The organism is Flavobacterium rivuli WB 3.3-2 = DSM 21788 (assembly GCF_000378485.1).
GTDB lineage: Bacteria > Bacteroidota > Bacteroidia > Flavobacteriales > Flavobacteriaceae > Flavobacterium > Flavobacterium rivuli.
Window position 1 is genome coordinate 198,464 of sequence record NZ_KB899970.1, and the last position, 18,225, is coordinate 216,688.

Sequence of the window (18,225 nt, forward strand, 5' to 3'; positions counted from 1 at the left end):
GATGGAAAACATCACGATAACTTCTACTTTTACTGTTTATCCATCCGTGGCAGATTTGCCGGCAGATGTAAAGGGTTTAATGGAGCAGGCAGTTGCTGTGCGTAAAAATGCGTATGCGCCTTACTCTAAATTTCACGTTGGTGCGGCAATACTGCTTAGCAACGGCGAAGTGGCATTAGGCTCTAACCAGGAAAATGCGGCGTACCCATCCGGCCTTTGTGCAGAGAGGGTAGCTATATTTCATGCAGGTGCAATATATCCTGATGCTCAAATTATCAGGATGGCTATCACGGCGGCATCTTCGCAAAGAGAGGTAAATGCGCCTATACCACCCTGTGGTGCCTGCAGGCAGTCTATTGCAGAGTATGAGCTTAAACAGGATATTCCCATCGAGATTTGGTTTATGGGAGAAACAGGAGAAGTTTACCGTTCAGAATCATTAAAAAATTTACTGCCAATGGTTTTTGGAGGTAAAGATTTATAATAAAACCACAGTAAAGAGGCTATTATGGCCTCTTTGCTTTTTTATAACCATTTCGTAATTTTAAAAAAATGAAAATACTTGCCCTAAATTTTTTAGTTATTAAAGGGAAATAGTATTTTTGCATTTCGCAAATTAGTGTGAGCAAACTTTTTGCGTATCTCTTTTACAATTTTTAAATATCAAGAGCAACATTATAGTAAGCAATGAAAGAAATAACAAAAGAAGTATACCTGAAGTGGTATGAAGATATGTCGTTTTGGAGAAAGTTTGAAGACAAACTGGCGGCTTTGTACATTCAGCAAAAAGTTAGGGGTTTCCTACACTTATATAATGGTCAGGAGGCAGTGCTTGCCGGAGCATTACACGCTATGGACCTGTCTAAAGATAAAATGATTACTGCATACCGTAACCACCCGCAGCCTATAGGTATGGGTGTAGATCCCCGCCGTGTTATGGCAGAGCTTCTTGGTAAGGCTACCGGTACTTCTAAAGGTCTTGGTGGTTCTATGCATATCTTCTCTAAAGAAAAAGGTTTTTATGGTGGCCACGGTATCGTGGGTGGGCAAATTCCACTTGGTGCCGGACTTGCATTTGCCGATAAATATTTTGAAACAGGTGGAGTAACCCTTACCTATTTTGGTGATGGTGCTGCACGCCAGGGATCGCTTCATGAAGCATTTAACATGGCTATGCTATGGAAACTTCCTGTAGTGTTTATTGTAGAGAACAATGGTTATGCAATGGGTACATCTGTAGAGCGTACTGCTAACCATACCGATATATGGAAACTGGGCTTAGGGTATGAAATGCCATGTGGCCCTGTAGACGGAATGAACCCGGTTAAAGTTGCCGAAGCCATGAACGAGGCTATAGAAAGAGCACGCAGGGGCGACGGGCCAACTTTCCTTGAAATGAAAACGTACCGTTACCGTGGCCACTCTATGAGTGATGCCCAACATTACCGTACTAAAGACGAGGTGGAAGAATACCGTAAAATTGACCCAATCCTTCAGGTTCTTGAAGTTATTAAAGATAACAAATATGCAACAGACGAAGAGATTGAAGCTATAGACGGCAGGGTTAAAGACCTTGTTGCTGAGTGTGAGCAATTTGCTGAAGAGTCTCCATACCCGGATCTTAGCGTTATGTATGACGTTGTTTACGATCAGGAAAATTATCCATTTTTACCACATAAATTATAATATACACCATGGCAAAAATTATTACCATGCCGCGCCTTAGCGATACCATGACCGAGGGTACTGTGGCTACGTGGCTTAAAAAAGTGGGCGATGTTATTAAAGAAGGAGATATCCTTGCTGAAATAGAAACAGATAAAGCTACTATGGAGTTTGAGGCATTTGATGCCGGAACTTTATTATATATAGGGATTAACGAGGGCGATACTGCCCCGGTTGATTCGGTTTTAGCGATCATTGGTAAAGAAGGCGAAGATTATAAGTCGCTTCTTGAAGGTGGTGCCGGTGCAAAAACAGAGGAAGCTCCAAAAGAAGAACCTAAAGCTGAAAGTAAACCTGACGCTAAGGAAGAAAAAACAGAAGCTAAACCTGCTGAAGAAAAAACGGAAGATAAAAAAGCTGCTTCATCTAAATTGCCGGAGGGTGTTGTGGTTGTAACCATGCCACGCCTAAGCGATACCATGACCGATGGTACTGTAGCAACATGGCTTAAAAAAGTGGGCGATACTGTTAAAGAAGGTGATATTCTTGCCGAGATTGAAACAGATAAAGCTACTATGGAGTTTGAATCATTTAACGCAGGTACGCTTTTAGCTATTGGTGTTAAAGAAGGTGAAACTGCTCCTGTAGACAGCCTGCTTGCTATTATAGGCCCTGCTGGAACAGATGTATCTGGTATTGACGCAACTACCGGTAAAGGTGGTGCTGCCCCTGCTACCGAAAGCAAAAGCGAAGATAAGCCTGCTGCTGATAAACCGGCAGAAGATAAAAAAGAAGAAACTAAAGAAGCGACTAAAGCTGAAGAGGCTGCTCCTGCCACCGATGGTGGAAGGGTATTCGTTTCTCCGCTTGCACGTAAAATAGCCCAGGATAAAGGTGTTAACCTTACCCAAGTAAAAGGTACGGGCGAAAATGGCCGTATTGTTAAAAAAGATATCGAAGAGTTTAAACCGGCTGCTGCTGCACCGGCACAACAGGCTCCGGCCGCTGCTGCCCCTGCTAAAGAAGCTGCTGCTGCAAAACCTGCATACGTTCCGTCTGGAGAGGTTGCTACAGAAGAAGTTAAAAACAACCAGATGCGTAAAGTTATTGCACGCCGCCTTGCGGAGTCTAAATTTACCGCTCCGGAATACAGCCTTACTATAGAGCTTGATATGGATAGCGCTATTGCAAGCCGCAATGTAATTAATGCTGTGCCGGATACTAAGGTATCTTTTAACGACATGGTGGTTAAAGCATGTGCTATGGCTCTTCGCAAACACCCACAGGTTAATACCCAGTGGAAAGAAGATGTTACTATTTACAACAAACACATAAGTATAGGTGTAGCTGTAGCTGTAGAGGATGGCCTTCTTGTACCGGTACTTAAATTTACCGATAACATGAGCCTTACTCAAATAGGTGCATCTGTACGTGACCTTGCCGGTAAAGCTAAAAACAAAAAACTGTCTCCGGCCGAAATGGAAGGTAGTACATTTACTGTTTCTAACCTTGGTATGTTTGGTATCAGCGAGTTTACATCGATCATCAACCAGCCTAACTCGGCTATCCTTTCAGTAGGGGCTATAGTTCAGCAGCCGGTTGTTAAGAACGGACAGATAGTTGTAGGCAACGTTATGAAAGTAACACTTACCTGCGATCACCGTACTATAGATGGCGCTACAGGGGCACAGTTCCTGCAAACGCTTAAACAGTTTATAGAAAACCCGGTTACTATGCTGGCATAAGCCACACGGTTAACAATTTATAAAAATACCCGTCCTGAGTAAAATCAGGACGGGTATTTTGTTTTTGGACTAAGCCCTGCCACTATTAAGGATACGGACTGTGTTTTTTAACTAATGATAAAATAGTCTTGTAATGCGGAACAGTTTTTGTTGAATCTTAATCACTAATGAAAGGGATAGAATGAACCTGTTTAATGATACCGACTTATTTACCAGCGGCCTTCCGAATAAAAAGATATTCGACCTGCCGGATACCGACCTCATTCTTTATGAAGGATTTTTTACTAAAGAAGAATCTGATTATTATTACGATATCCTGCTGCATCAAACAAAATGGAATGAAGCAGATTTGACCGTATATGACAAGACACACGTTATTCCGCGAATGGTATCGTGGTATGAAGACAAGGCCAATCCCGGCGCTAAGCAGGATGGTCAGGAATGGACGCCCGATCTTTTGGCTATTAAATCAAAAGTTGAGATAGAAACAAGGCTACGTTTCAACGGTGTACTTCTTAATTTGTACCGCAATGGTAAAGATGGTGTAGGCTGGCATAGCGACCGCACAGAGAATTTTGGTCCTGACCAGATTATTGCATCGGTAAGCTTCGGCGAAACGCGGCCCTTCAGGCTTCGGCATAAAACGAGAAAAGATGTGCCAACGGTTGAAATTCCGCTTACGCATGGCACGCTTTTGCTTATGGCAGGCACCACACAAACGCATTGGGAGCACCATATTCCTAAAACAGCTAAGGATATATTGCCCAGAATAAATCTTACCTTTAGGCAGGTTAAAAGAAAATTATAATAAATGTTAGATCTTTTTAGCAGCAATATTCCGCAGGAAAATAATCTACTGCCTTATGGGGGTACTGTAAATTATTATGGCACGGTTATGACTTTGGCAGAGGCCAATCACTATTTAAAAGTATTGCTAAGCACTATAGAATGGAAAAATGATGAGGCTATAATTTTTGGCAAGCACATAATTACAAAACGCAAAGTGGCCTGGTATGGCGAACGGCCTTTTGAATACACATACAGTAATACTACCAAACAGGCATTGCTGTGGACAGATGAGTTATTGAAATTAAAAACTATTATTGAACAACAATCGGGAGAAACGTTTAACTCGTGTTTGTTAAATTTATATCATGACGGCAGCGAAGGCATGGCGTGGCATAGTGATGCAGAAAAAGATTTAAAAAAAAATGGTGCTATAGCATCAGTAAGTTTTGGTGCAGAACGCAGGTTTGCATTTAAAAATAAGCAGACAAAAGAAGTGGTTTCGGTAATTTTAAATCACGGTAGTTTGCTGATAATGAAAGATGAAACCCAAACAAACTGGCTGCACAGGCTGCCGCCTGTAAAGGGTGTAAACAGTCCTCGTGTTAATTTAACTTTTAGGACTATAGTTGTTAAATAACATAAAAGCGATACGTTAAATTACTGCAAAGTAATTATTAATAATGTTGTGTGTTGTTTTTTTCTTATTTTAGCGAAAGGAAACACAAAACTTTATGAACCAAACTCTTTTTCTGTTACTTATTTTAGGATGCCTTAGTGGCAATGCCCAAAAAAAAGTTACGGCTACTACTTATAAGGTAGAAGAGAAATCAGTTGCGGCAACGTTAAAATTTTTATCGTCGGATGCTTTACAGGGTCGTCTTGCCGGGAGCAAGGGGCTTGAAACCGCTGCGCAATATCTTGAGGATGTTTTTGTAAAGAATGGTGTTAAGCCTTATTTTACCTCTTATAAAGATACACTTACCAATTATGATAAAACTACTTATAATGTAGTAGGCTATCTTGAGGGTACAGATCCTAAACTTAAAAACGAATTTGTAGTTTTTGGTGCTCATTACGATCATATTGGCATCGAAAAAAATCCAACAACTAATGATAGTATTTATAACGGTGCTAACGATGATGCATCGGGTGTTACTACAGTTGCTGAATTAGTTAATTACTTTGGTAAAACAAAAAAAAATAAACGCAGTATTTTGTTCTGCTTTTTTTCGGCAGAAGAAGCCGGGCTTTTAGGTTCGCAAAGCCTTGCTGCCAAACTTAAGAAACAAAATTTCAATTTATATGCCATGCTTAATTTTGAGATGGTGGGCGTTGCCATGAAAAGGGATATACTTGCTTACTTAACCGGTTATGGTGCAAGTACTATGGGCGAAAAGATTAATGAGTATGCCGGAAAAAAACTGGTAGGCTACCTTGATGTAGAAATGAAATATCAGCTTTTCAGGAGGTCTGATAATTTTTCGTTTTATAACGAGTTTCAAAAACCATCTCAAACCATTTGCACCTTTGATTTTGAAAATTTTGCTTACTACCATCAGGTTAAAGATGAGTTTGAAGGTATGGATATTAAGCACATGACGGCCTTTATACAGGAAATGATACCCGTAACCGATAAAATGGTTAATGCAAAGGCTGGTGATATTGTAATGAAAAGTAAATGAAGAATGTAATAATTACCGGTACCAGCAGGGGTATAGGGTACGAGCTTGCGCTGCTTTTTGCAAATGCGGGCCATAATGTACTGGCTATATCAAGAAAGATACCGAAAGAGTTTATAGAAAACCAAAATATTGTGTGCCTTGGTCTTGATCTCGCAGATGTTACGGTAACAGATAAGGTTAAAGATTTTATTGATAGTACATGGCAGCATGTAGATATTGTTATACATAATGCCGGAGCCTTGCTGCTTAAACCATTTGAAGAAATTACTGCAGATGAGTTTGAGTATATATATAAGGTTAATGTTTTTGGTGTAGCTGCGCTTAACAGGGTTGTTTTGCCATTCATGAATAAAGGCAGCCATGTAGTTACCATAAGTAGTATGGGTGGCGTGCAGGGTACCATGAAGTTTAGCGGCCTTGCTGCATACAGCAGCAGTAAGGGGGCGGTAATAACGCTTTCTGAGCTTTTGGCCGAAGAGTATAAAGAGAGAGGGATAGCATTTAACGTTCTTGCACTGGGCGCTGTTAACACAGAGATGTTGCAGGAGGCTTTTCCGGGTTATGAAGCACCGTTATCGGCAAAGCAAATGGCTGACTATATTTATAATTTTGCCCTTACAGGCAATACATATTTTAACGGCAGGGTAGTGCAGGTATCGTCTACCACGCCTTAAATTTTTGCAGGAGTGAAAGATGTATTAGCGCGCTATATACCGGAACATGCCGTAGAGCCGTTGTTTGAACTGATAAAAATATATGGTGTTCACCTTAAAATTGTGAACGAGCGGGTTACAAGGCATGGCGATTACCATAAAGATGCATCGGGTTACCATCGCATTACGGTAAATGCAAGCCTTAATAAGTACCGTTTTTTAATAACACTGGTACATGAGATTGCTCATCTTGCGGCCTTTGAAAAATATGGCCGGAATATTAAGCCGCATGGCGATGAGTGGAAAATTACGTTTCAAAAGCTCATGGTGCCCATGATACGGCCGGATGTTTTTCCTAACCACCTGTTGCCTTTGCTGGCAAGGCATTTTAGGAACCCTAAAGCAAGCAGTGATACAGATGCTTCTTTATCGCTGGCTTTAAAGGAATTTGATGAAAAATCGGATAAGAATTATATATTTGAAGTTCCCTATGGTGCAGTTTTCCGCATTCATAACGGAAAGGTTTTTAAAAAAGGCGCACAGCGAATTAAGCGTTTTGAATGCCGGGAAATAAGTACCGGAAAAATTTATTTGTTTAACCCAAATGCCGAGGTAGAGCTGCTGCCTTCATAAATTTAAGAACAAATGTATATGGAACATTAAAAAAAAGATAATATTTTAACAAAACGGCAGGGTAAGTATCGCCTTACCTATTATGTTAAATTTAAGACAATTTGAATGTCGTAACTCTAAACCTGTTATATTTATTGGAAATTAGCTATTATGAAACAAACTTTACAAACCAAATCATTACTCACGATCCTGATGTTCTTAGTATTTTCGCTAAGCGCAATGGCTCAGTTAAACCTCTCGGTCGCACCCACCGATGCAGCCTGTGCTGGCCAGGGGTTGCTAACATTTAGTGTTACAGGCAACGATCCTGCTGCTACTATTACCTACACTATATATGGTGGGGCAAATACAAGCGCACCACAGGTGGGAACGGTAACACAAACTTCTACGTCTACACCGCCGTACCAGTTGCGCAATCTTGCTGCAGGTACTTATACTGTAGTAGCAACACAGGTTATAGGTGGTGTTACAACTACATCTGCCCCGCGAACGGTAGTTATAAGTACTACCACCTTAGGTGCAGCATATACTCCGGTAATACAGGGTACACGTTGCGGAACAGATGGTAAAGTAACTATTAATGTAGATAGGGGGGTACCGGTAAGGTACGACCTTTATGCAGGTAACACTCCGTCCGGAGCGCCTATCGCCACTGTAAATGCTCCTGCTCCGGGTGTGTTCGAAAATTTAGCCGTTGGTGATTATACTGCAGTTATGACAGATGCATGTGGAGATACTGGAACAGTTTCCGTGAATATTATACAGGAAACTACAAACGTATTGTTGGATGCCGTTACATGGCCGGTACAGGCACCATTGGTGCTTGGCGAAGACTGGAGCCTTGTAGATTGTAACCATATTGCCCCTCAGCACAGGATATCTACTGTAGGGCAACAGAATATTTTTTACCCTGTAGATATAACGTATACAGTTACAAGCCCACAGGGAGTGGTTCAGGCACCGGTAGTACAACATATAGAAACCGGTAGTAACAACCAGTCTTTCCGATCTGAGCCAATATTGTTTTATCCGTGCGAACAGTATACATATACTATGAGCCTTAGAGATGCGTGTGGTAATGTATTTAATAGCCCTATAAATGTTTTAAACGAATGTTTTGAAGTTACATGGGAAGTTAACTATGGGCATTGTGATGAGTCTATAATATTTACCGCTAAAAACTGGGCGCCACCATTTGTGGTAACCTTTACGCCACCTACGGCATCTACTTTTAACCCAGCAGATCATAACGATCCTTTAGAGCACCCCAATTTTGCGGGCCCTGCAGCAACATATAATAATCACGTTCCAGACGGGACTTATGGCGCTACGGTAAGTAACTGTGGCAGGACTGTTGTATTTCCTGCAATTATTGTTCAGAAACCTGACCAGGAGTTAATTCTTAACGGTACCATACCTTGTGGTGAAACCGAAGGTGTTATAAGTGGTGCGTTTACTAAAACACAAACTGACTTTTTACACGTTAACATAGTTGCTCCTTTTCCTCCGGGATATACAGGGCCAACAAATTTAGATTCGGGTATTAACCCGTTGCAGCCGTCAGAATTTAGCTATGGGCCACTTCCTGATTTAGGTACTTATTGGATTGCTGCAGAAAGCGAATGTCCGGAAGACGGCATACTGTTAGTGCCGGTTACATTTACAAGGGGAAATAACCCACTTGTAATCGATTATACATCAAGGGCAGGTTGCGAAGAAGGTGTTGGTTCTATCTGGATCCACGCTGTTCCGCCACCACCGGCAGGTGGTTCTATAGTAGGCGTTACAATTCAACGTGGCCCTGCTGCATGGGAAGCTGCAAACCCGGGCGCAAGGCCGGTAGACGTTTCTGTAAACGTTGCTGCGGATGGTATGTTCTACATGAACTCTCTTCCTGAAGGAGAATATGAATTTAATGTTATAGATGCATGTGGCCCATCGCCTTATGTTATGAATGTTACAGGTTACCATAATACGGTAAGGACTGCCACTGTAGATGTTAACTGTGTTACCTTCCAGGTTACTGTAGATGTGCAGGGCAATAATAACCTTGCTGCTGGTTACTGGCTACAGAAAAAAGATGGTAACAACTGGGTTCATCCTGTAACTAATGTTGTATATACGCCGGGTGCAACTCCTACAGCGGCTAACTCTGTAAGGTTAACTGGCCCTACTTTAAGTAATGGTGTTTATACACCGGGAGTTACAGCAAGTAGCGGTACAGGCGAGTTTAGGGTAATAGAGGTATATTCTATATATGCTAACGGCCTTAATACAGGTGCACGTTGTTTAACAGAACTTGCTACATTCAGGTCGGGTATTCCACCGGAAATTACGGGTGTTTTCTCGTTCCCTTGTTCAGAAAATAGCGGGGAAGTTATAGTAAACGCTCTAACATCAGGCGATCCTTCTTATGTAAGGTACAGTGTAGATGGCGGTACACCGCAGGTATCTAATGTATTCTCAGGACTTTTACCTAATACACCATATACCTTTACAGTTACCGACCGTTGTAATACAGTAAACCAGGTAGCACAAATTCAGGACGCCCCACCTTTAGTAGTGGCGCGTACAGGAACTTGTGATGGTCAGGATGTAGTACTTTCTTTACCTGAATTTAACTTCCTTACTTACGAGTGGTATAATGTTGCTGCACCTACAGTAATATTAAGTAATAACGGTACGCTTACGCTGCCTGCTTTCGATTCTGCTACAGATGCAGGAACGTATGCGGTGCGTGTTGCAAACCCTACAAATGCACAATCTTGTCTTAACCAGACAATACAATATGTAGTTGCGCCAAATGCATTGCCAAGTGCAGGTGCAGATAATATTACTATGCCTGCTATATGTACAGGTAGTGTAGCTACTGTAGACCTTGCTACTTATTTAGTAGCTCCGTTTGATGCTGGTGGTACTTATACCTTAGTATCTGGTACTGGTGGTACATTAACAGGTTCTGTTTTTGACATCAGCACAATTACTACAGGCGGTACTTTTGATTTTAACTATACAAGCAGCAATACTTGTGGTAACACAGATGTAGCTTTATTAAGGGTAAGACTTATAGAAAGCCCTGCTGCCGCTACGATAGATCCAGTTGCTGTACAGTGTGAAGGTTCTAATATTCGACTTGTTGCAACAAGTACAACCACAACGCCAGGTTTAGTTTATTCATGGACTGGTCCTAACGGTTATACTTTTACTGGTGCGACGGCTGAAATAAATAATGCTGTAATCGCTAATTCAGGAGACTACACTGTTGTAGTAAGCAATGGAGTTTGTGATTCTGCTCCTACTACTATAAATGTTACCGTAACTGCTGCTCCTAATGCAGGTGATCCTAATACTACACCTATTTGTAACGATGTTGCAGGTACTGTACTTGATCTTGCCGATTATTTAGTTGCTCCGTTTGATGCCGGTGGTACTTGGGCTCTTGCAGCTACAAATACACCTCCTGCAGGTTCATTTGATGTTGTTAACAGTACATTTGATACCGCAGGTTTAATAGGCACTTATGACTTTACTTATAGTGTAACTGCTTGTGGTACTACAGATGTTGCTGTAATAACTTTTGTTCTAAATGCTATACCTAATGCTCCTGTAGCTACTGTAGCTGCTGCCGTAGTATGTGAAAATGGTTCTATACAGCTTAATACTCCTGCGGTAGCTGGCGCAACATATTCATGGACTAAAGGTGGTTCTGTAGTTTCTACAGCACAAAACCCTAATATCCCTGCAACACTTGCTGCTGCCGGAGATTATGTTCTTACAATATCTGTTAACGGTTGTACTGCAGATTCTGCTCCGGTAAATGTAGTGGTAACACCTTTACCACAGTTTAGCCTTGCAGGTAATACAGTAATATGCCCTACACAGTTTACAACGCTTTCTGTAGTGCCTACTAACTTTGCTTTAACAGATGCTGCAATATCTTACCAATGGACTCTTAACGGAGCTTCGGTATCTAATGCTCCAACTGCAAGGGTAGATGCATTAGGTGATTATATTGTAACTGTAACAAATGCAAATGGCGGATGTCCTACTTCGCATACAATTACGGTTACGGCAGATCCAGATCCGTTTAGTATCGTTCTTGAAGGAGACTGCGTTAATGAGCATTTTATTATGAGCATTACTAATATTGCAGATATAGGAACTACACAGTCTATAGTTTGGAGTGGTCCTGGTATATCAGAAACAGCGGGTAATAACCCTACTATTGATTTAACAGCTAAAGCAATAGGTATTTACTCTGTAACTGTTACAAATGCGGATGGTTGTTTTAAAACACAAACTATTGATGTAACAAGTACAAGCTGTATGATACCAAGGGGTATATCTCCGGAAGAAGTTGATGGTAAAAATGACTTCTTTGACTTAACAAACCTTGGTGTACAAAACCTACAGATATTTAACCGTTACGGACTACAGGTGTACGAGAAAAACAACTACACTAAAGAGTGGTACGGTCAATCAGATAAAGGTGATCTTCCTACAGGTACTTACTTCTATGTTGCTAAAATGGCAGACAAGCAGGTTACCGGATGGGTTTATATCCAAAGGAATTCTAATTAATACTTTAAGAAGCTTAGGGAAACCTAAGCTTCTTTTTTTTATACCTATAGCGTTACTATGAAAGTTACAGGGCGCTATAAACAAAAATGGTTCAGTATAACACTGAACCATTTTTGTTTATAATAGATACCTTTATTTATGAACACTTGTGTATTATCGGGTTTGCCTGTTTCATTGCATTTCGCGCCGTCGCGCTTTTCACTATATCCCTTCGCTATCGCTGCGGGGGATGCCGCTGCAATCGCTCACGCAGCTTCTTAAGGCGTTTGCTAATACTATAAACTAAGTGTTTCTAATTGCGGTGGTTTTATTAACACAAAAAAAGCTTAGGGACTACCTAAGCTTTTTTATCATTATCATGAGCGTGATGCTCCTGCTCATCGGCAAGGAGTGCTTCCCGTACTTTTTTAAATAAATCTGACGAATAAACAAATTCAACTATTGATTTGTTCCTTGTTTCCAGAATCTCCTCGTTATTACCTTCCCACTCTTTAAGCCCGTTTTTAAGGAAAACGATCTTTTCGCCTATCTGTAAAACAGAGTTCATATCGTGGGTATTAATTACCGTTGTAATATTATATTCTTTAGTAATTTCCTGTACCAGTTTATCTATAACGATACTGGTTTCGGGGTCAAGGCCGGAGTTAGGCTCATCGCAAAAAAGGTATTTTGGGTTATTTACAATGGCCCTTGCAATAGCTACCCTTTTTTGCATACCACCCGATATTTCGTTTGGGAATTTTTTGTTTGCATCTTTAAGATTTACCCTGTCCAACGTTTCGTTGACCCTGTCCATAATCTCCTTACTGCGCTTGTTAGTAAACATTCGCAATGGGAAAGCCACATTTTGTTCTACGGTCATAGAGTCGAACAATGCGCTGCCCTGGAAAACCATGCCTATTTCGGTTCTTAAGGCCCTCTTTTCGTCTTTATCAAGATCTGAGTATATCCTTCCGTCAAAAGAAATGGTGCCCGCATCGGGCGTATGAATGCCCAACAGTGTTTTTAGCATCACAGTTTTACCAGATCCGCTTCGGCCAATTATAAGGTTCGTTTTACCCGACTCGAAAGTGGTTGAAATACCTTTAAGCACTTTAGAGTCGCCAAATGATTTTTCTATGTCTTTTACTTCTATCATTAGCTTAATAGTAACTGGGTTAAAAGATAATCTATCAGTATGATTACCACGCAGGTCCATACAAACGATGTTGTACTTGCCTTACCAACTTCGAGTGCGCCACCTTTCATGTAAAAACCATGAAAAGAGGGAATAGTTGCAAGCACAAACCCAAAAATAAATGTTTTAATAAAGGCGTATAATATGTGGAAGGGATGAAAATCGGTCTGTATACCCCTTATAAATTCGTCGCTGCCCACAAAACCTCCATAAACTGCTGCAAGCCATCCGCCCATAATACCTAAACATATAGATATTGCAATAACAAACGGGTATAGGATAAGTGCTATAATTTTAGGGAATACCAGGTAGTTAAGCGAGTTAACTCCCATAACCTCAAGCGCATCAATTTGTTCTGTAACACGCATGGTGCCTATACTCGATGTAATGTAAGACCCTGCACGCCCTGCCATAATTATAGAAATAAAGGTAGGGGAGAACTCCAGTATTACAGATTGCCTTGTGGCAAATGCAATAAGCGATTTAGGGATAAGCGGGTTAGTAAGGTTAAGGGCGGTTTGTATGGCCACAACCCCACCTATAAAGAAAGAGATGAAGGCTACAATTGCCATAGAGCCTATAATAAGGTCGTCTACTTCTTTAAATATCAACGGCCTCATAACCACCCATTTTGTGGGTTTGTTAAAAACTTCCTTAAGCATAAGAAAGTAGCGCCCTATCTGGTCTAATATTTTAATCATTTATCAAAGGAAAATATTGGCTAATGTACCTATTTGTATCCGGTTATTGTTATTACTTAATAGTTTTTTAATACTTATCGTACTAAAACAGTTTCTCTTTCATCTTTTTCCAGCGGTAACTGCGTATAAATTTTGCCTGCTCATTAGTTACTAATAATGGCCTGCCGCTGCTCTTTGCCTGTAAGAATCCTTTTATGTAATCTATAAAAAGCAACGGTTTCTTTTTGCGCATGGCAAGCTTGGCACCTGCAATGGTTGTAATAAGAAGCCCGTAACCAAGCGTATAAAAAGCCTCCCCCTGCTTGTATCTGGCAGCTTGATTATAATTTGCCCCGGTAGGTTTAAGGTGTTTTACAACCAGGTTCTCTATAGTAACAACTTTCCATCCGTAAAATTTGCACAATAACTCATCTACCGTGTCCCATCCCATTTGCGGTCGCAGTTTATCTATTTGTAAAAAACAGGCCTTGCGGTATGCCTTAAATGCCCCCCGAATATGGTCTTTATCGGTAAGGCTTTCAATTACCCAGTTGCCGTCTTTTTCTATGTAGGCAAATCCGCCTGCCATTCCCACTTTGTCATCGGCTTTAAAAGTGTTAAGTACAGTTTCAAAATAATTGAGAGGAAGTATCAGGTCGGCATCAAGTTTCACTATAATATCATAGTCTTCATCAACGGTTTCATAACCTGCATTAAAAGCCTGTATTACCTTGCTGCCGGGCATGTGTACCGCGTCCGACTGTTTGTTTATAAGGCTTATCCAGGGGTAACGCTCCATATATTGTTGTACTATGGCCGCGGTACCATCGGTACTATTGTCGTTTACAATTACCGCTTTTGTAGGCAATACGGTTTGTGCGGCAAGCGACTGTAGCGTTATGCCCATAAAGGCTTCTTCGTTGTGCGCAGGTATTATAGTGTAGTATTTCATTTTTTGTGTAGAACAGAATGCAAATATCTTTATTTTTGCGCTAACGGAAAAGCGAAAACTTGGATAAGAAAATTTTTGTTATAATTGTTACCTATAACGGTGCCCGCTGGATAGACAAAAATATACCATCGCTGCTCGATTCTGCCTATCCGGTACGAATTATTGTCGTAGATAATAAAAGTACCGATAACACGCTCGAACTTCTTAACAGGTATCCTGAGCTGGACATTATTAAATCGGAAACTAATTTGGGTTTTGGTAAAGCCAATAACATTGGGATGCAACGTGCTTTAGACCTTGGAGCCGATTACTTGTTTTTGCTAAACCAGGATGCATGGGTTTTTGAGAATACAATTAGCAGCCTTGTAAGCAAAATGCAAAAATATCCCGATCTTGGCCTTTTAAGCCCATTGCATTATTCGGCTGATGTAAACGACCTTGATCAAAGTTTTGCTACATATTATAGCCGAAAAACTAAGGACTTAGATAAATCTACTGCTGTAGCCCCCTTTGTAAATGCCGCTGCATGGATGTTAAGCCGCAATTGTGTAGAGATGGTTGGTTTTTTCGAACCGTTTTTTGGGCATTATGGTGAAGACCGAAATTATTGTGACCGGGTAAGCTACCATAAATTCTTAATTGGCATTGATGCGGATGCCAAAATTGTACACGACCGTGTTATCACCCGCAATTTTAATAAGGATATTACCCAGTCGAAATTTAAAATATTGGCATCACTTTTAAATCCTAACCATGGTTTATTTAAGGCGTATGTATCAGGGCTGAAAGAAGTACTGGGATTGCCTAAATATTTCAGTAAATTTTATGGGTTAGGCAAAGCTTTTAGCTTACTCATAAAACTATGCGGATATTATGTAAGACAACTTTTTAATATTGGACAGATTATTGCTGCCCGAAAAAAATCCCTGTAATGGAAAAACAAAAAGTTGCCCCAATGAAACAGGTGGTATGGTTTGCCATTTTTAATTACATGGGTACCGCCATAGGTATCGTATCTTCACTGCTTATTTATCCTAAAGATTTAGAGTTTCAGGGAATAGCGCGTTATATAGACGGTATATCGGGATTGCTATACCCCATAATGGTTTTTGGCGCAAGCCAGTCGCTTATAAAGTTTTACCCGGCTCTAAATGAACGCATGCAAAAGCAGCTTTTTAATTATAGCCTTGTTTCTGTAGGCGTAGTAAGCCTGATAGTACTGGCTGGGTTGGGCATCTATATAAATTTTGCGGGAGATGAATACAATCAGTATTTGTATTATGCTTATCCCATTGCTGTATCACTTGCCTTTGTAGAAGTCTTTAAAAAGCAATTACAAGACTTACAAAAAATCGCCGTGCCTACGCTGTTCGAAAAGATCTTACCTAAAATAGCCCTGCCTGTTGCATTTCTATTGGTCATATACAATATTGCCGACAGAAATTCGGCACTATGGGTTATGCTCGCAGGTTACCTGCTTATACTATTGCTTACCACTTTTTACCTGTTCTCTCATTATAAGCCCGGATTTAATTACCGCTTTAAAACACTTTTTGGCGAAATTTCCCGTAAAGAATATTTTCGATATAGTATGTATTCGCTTGCAGGCAGTTTAGGGTCGGTGCTTGCTTTTAGGATTGATAATATTATCATCCCGAACATGATATCGTTAAGTGCCAATGGAGTTTTTGGTATTGGAGCTATCTTAGCCAGTACATTACAAATACCCGCGGTAGGTATGTTTGCGTTGTACTCGCCTGTAATAAGCAATCATTTAAGGAACGGCAATTTTAAGGATTTAGAAATAAAGTATAAAGAAATTGCCCGCCTATTATTTTTTATCGGCGCAATCCTATACAGTTGTATTTTTTTAGGCGTCGAAGACCTCTTCCATTTAATGCCTGATTATAACAAGCTTAAAGATACTATCCCGATTATAGAGATACTCGGGTTTAGCGTACTTATTAATATGGCAACAGGCTTTAATGGCGAGATTATTACATACAGCAAATATTTTCGATTCAATCTTATAGCCGTGCTTATACTAATAGTGCTTAACGTGAGCCTGAATATTTGGTTTATTAACGCCGGCTACGGTATAGTAGGGGTAGCATACGCTTCGTTCATAGCCATGACGTTGTTTAATATATCTAAGCTGCTGTTCATATACAAGAAATTCAGGCTGTTGCCTTTTGATAAAAGCTTTGCCAAAATGGGGCTGGTTTTTTTAATTTCAGGCTTGGTAGTTTATTTTTTACCGGATACGGAGTCACACCTAATTAACCTTGTTTACAAAACCGGATTATCGTTAATCATAAATTGTATAGCAATATACAAATTACGCTTAGTGTACCAGGTAAATATATGGGCAGATAAAGCCTTAGGTTATATGTCGGGAAAGTAAAATAATTTGATACCTGCCGTATAACAAAAAACTCCGTTGAAATTATTTCCAACGGAGTTTTTTGTTAGTTGCCTTAAGGCAAATTATATCTTATATACAATAGCATTGATGTTCATACCGGCACCTACAGATGCAAATAGTACCACATCGCCTTTGTTAAGTTCCTGGTCGGGCAACTGGCCCTTAAGCATCAGGTCATATAGAGTAGGTATAGTCGCCACACTGCTATTACCCAGTTTATGGATGCTCATAGGCATAACGCGCTCCGGCATAGGGATGCCATGCAGTTTATAAAAACGGTGCACAATGGCTTCGTCCATCTTTTCGTTAGCCTGGTGAATTAATATCTTTTTAAGGTCGCCTATAGCCACACCACTTTTTTCCAGGCATTCTTTCATTGCCTGTGGTACATGGTTAAGGGCAAATTCATATATTTTACGGCCATACATTTTTATGTAACGTATATTTTGGTCGTGCTCTTTATTGTAAGAGCCGCCAAAATATAAAAAGTTAGCCTCATCATACGTGTATGATGCTGTTACATGTGCAAGTACACCACGGTCGCCATCAGGGGTGCCTTCTATAACACTGGCGCCTGCGCCATCGCTGTATATCATACTGTCCCTGTCGTGGTGGTCTACCACGCGCGACAACGTTTCGGCACCTATAACAAGGCAGCGTTTTGCCATGCCCGATTTAATATAAGCCTGTGCCTGAATAACACCTTCTACCCAGCCCGGGCATCCAAAAAGGATGTCGTATGCCACGCACGATGGGTTTTTTATCCTTAGGCTGTGCTTAACGCGTGCAGCAAGGCTTGGTACCATATCTGCCTGTATAGCATCCGGTTTAACGTTACCAAAGTTGTGTGCAAAAATAATGTAATCAAGAGTTTCAGGATCTATCCCGGCATCTTCTATAGCACGTTCAGCAGCAAAAAAAGCAATGTCAGATGTCAACAGATTATCCTCCACATAGCGACGTTCGTCAATTCCGGTTATCTGCCTGAATTTTTCGGCAACAACTTCATTAGAGTAAGCCAGTGCATTACCTGCTTCATCAAGAAACTGATGTGATTCAAAATCTTTGTTAGTAACAATACGATTTGGGATGTAACTGCCCGAACCGGTTATCTTTATGTTCATTTTTAAAACTGTTGGTTTAACAAGCTAATTTACTTATAAAAAATGTTATAGCAATGCAAAAATTAGTATGCTTGCATATAAATTATAGTTAAATAAGGTTTGGCAAACTTATAGTAAAA

The 18,225-nt window shown here is 40.5% G+C and carries 15 protein-coding genes; 11 read left to right on the forward strand and 4 right to left on the reverse strand.

What is annotated here, in order from left to right; all coding sequences use genetic code 11:
• Position 1: 1 nt before the first annotated feature.
• From cdd to F565_RS0111900, 9 genes are all read left to right on the forward strand, one after another.
• Positions 2–484 carry a cytidine deaminase gene (gene cdd / locus F565_RS0111860; RefSeq protein WP_020213449.1) on the forward strand — a complete coding sequence of 161 codons (483 nt, stop codon included), beginning with the start codon at positions 2–4 and terminating at the stop codon, positions 482–484.
• A gap of 203 nt (positions 485–687) precedes the next feature.
• On the forward strand, positions 688–1,686 hold the full coding sequence (pdhA, locus tag F565_RS0111865) for a pyruvate dehydrogenase (acetyl-transferring) E1 component subunit alpha (RefSeq protein WP_020213450.1): 999 nt from the start codon (positions 688–690) through the stop codon (positions 1,684–1,686).
• An 8-nt stretch (positions 1,687–1,694) separates the two neighbouring features.
• Positions 1,695–3,410, forward strand: a complete 1,716-nt coding sequence (locus tag F565_RS0111870; protein WP_020213451.1) for a pyruvate dehydrogenase complex dihydrolipoamide acetyltransferase — start codon at positions 1,695–1,697, stop codon at positions 3,408–3,410.
• A gap of 181 nt (positions 3,411–3,591) precedes the next feature.
• Positions 3,592–4,218, forward strand: coding sequence for an alpha-ketoglutarate-dependent dioxygenase AlkB family protein (locus F565_RS0111875; RefSeq protein ID WP_020213452.1), 627 nt, complete (start codon positions 3,592–3,594; stop codon positions 4,216–4,218).
• A gap of 3 nt (positions 4,219–4,221) precedes the next feature.
• On the forward strand, positions 4,222–4,836 hold the full coding sequence (locus F565_RS0111880; RefSeq protein ID WP_020213453.1) for an alpha-ketoglutarate-dependent dioxygenase AlkB family protein: 615 nt from the start codon (positions 4,222–4,224) through the stop codon (positions 4,834–4,836).
• A gap of 94 nt (positions 4,837–4,930) precedes the next feature.
• Positions 4,931–5,881 (forward strand): M28 family peptidase, encoded by a 951-nt coding sequence (locus F565_RS0111885; protein ID WP_020213454.1) that lies wholly within the window; start codon positions 4,931–4,933, stop codon positions 5,879–5,881.
• Positions 5,878–6,555, forward strand: coding sequence for an SDR family NAD(P)-dependent oxidoreductase (locus F565_RS0111890; RefSeq protein WP_020213455.1), 678 nt, complete (start codon positions 5,878–5,880; stop codon positions 6,553–6,555). Before F565_RS0111885 ends, F565_RS0111890 begins: the two co-directional genes overlap by 4 nt.
• A 12-nt stretch (positions 6,556–6,567) precedes the next feature.
• A complete protein-coding gene (locus F565_RS0111895) occupies positions 6,568–7,167 on the forward strand; it encodes a SprT-like domain-containing protein (RefSeq protein ID WP_020213456.1) in 600 nt (199 codons plus the stop codon).
• 150 nt (positions 7,168–7,317) lie between these two features.
• Positions 7,318–11,748, forward strand: a complete 4,431-nt coding sequence (locus F565_RS0111900; protein ID WP_081621337.1) for a T9SS type B sorting domain-containing protein — start codon at positions 7,318–7,320, stop codon at positions 11,746–11,748.
• Between the two features lie 337 nt (positions 11,749–12,085).
• Here the strand turns inward: F565_RS0111900 and F565_RS0111905 are convergent, their stop codons facing one another.
• The 3 genes from F565_RS0111905 to F565_RS0111915 form a co-directional block, all read right to left on the reverse strand.
• Positions 12,086–12,886, reverse strand: a complete 801-nt coding sequence (locus F565_RS0111905) for an ABC transporter ATP-binding protein (RefSeq protein ID WP_020213458.1) — start codon at positions 12,884–12,886, stop codon at positions 12,086–12,088.
• Positions 12,886–13,626 (reverse strand): MlaE family ABC transporter permease, encoded by a 741-nt coding sequence (locus F565_RS0111910; RefSeq protein WP_020213459.1) that lies wholly within the window; start codon positions 13,624–13,626, stop codon positions 12,886–12,888. The genes F565_RS0111905 and F565_RS0111910 overlap by 1 nt, the downstream gene beginning before the upstream one ends.
• Positions 13,627–13,708: 82 nt before the next feature.
• On the reverse strand, positions 13,709–14,557 hold the full coding sequence (locus F565_RS0111915) for a glycosyltransferase family 2 protein (protein ID WP_020213460.1): 849 nt from the start codon (positions 14,555–14,557) through the stop codon (positions 13,709–13,711).
• Positions 14,558–14,616: 59 nt separating this feature from the next.
• On the opposite strand from F565_RS0111915, the gene F565_RS0111920 reads away from it, so the two are divergent.
• Positions 14,617–15,489 carry a glycosyltransferase family 2 protein gene (locus tag F565_RS0111920; protein WP_020213461.1) on the forward strand — a complete coding sequence of 291 codons (873 nt, stop codon included), beginning with the start codon at positions 14,617–14,619 and terminating at the stop codon, positions 15,487–15,489.
• The gene (locus F565_RS0111925; RefSeq protein ID WP_020213462.1) at positions 15,489–16,961 is read left to right on the forward strand and encodes a lipopolysaccharide biosynthesis protein; all 1,473 of its coding nucleotides are present in this window, start codon (positions 15,489–15,491) and stop codon (positions 16,959–16,961) included. Before F565_RS0111920 ends, F565_RS0111925 begins: the two co-directional genes overlap by 1 nt.
• A gap of 83 nt (positions 16,962–17,044) precedes the next feature.
• Here the strand turns inward: F565_RS0111925 and F565_RS0111930 are convergent, their stop codons facing one another.
• Positions 17,045–18,106 carry a 3-oxoacyl-ACP synthase III family protein gene (locus F565_RS0111930; RefSeq protein ID WP_020213463.1) on the reverse strand — a complete coding sequence of 354 codons (1,062 nt, stop codon included), beginning with the start codon at positions 18,104–18,106 and terminating at the stop codon, positions 17,045–17,047.
• Positions 18,107–18,225 lie beyond the last annotated feature (119 nt).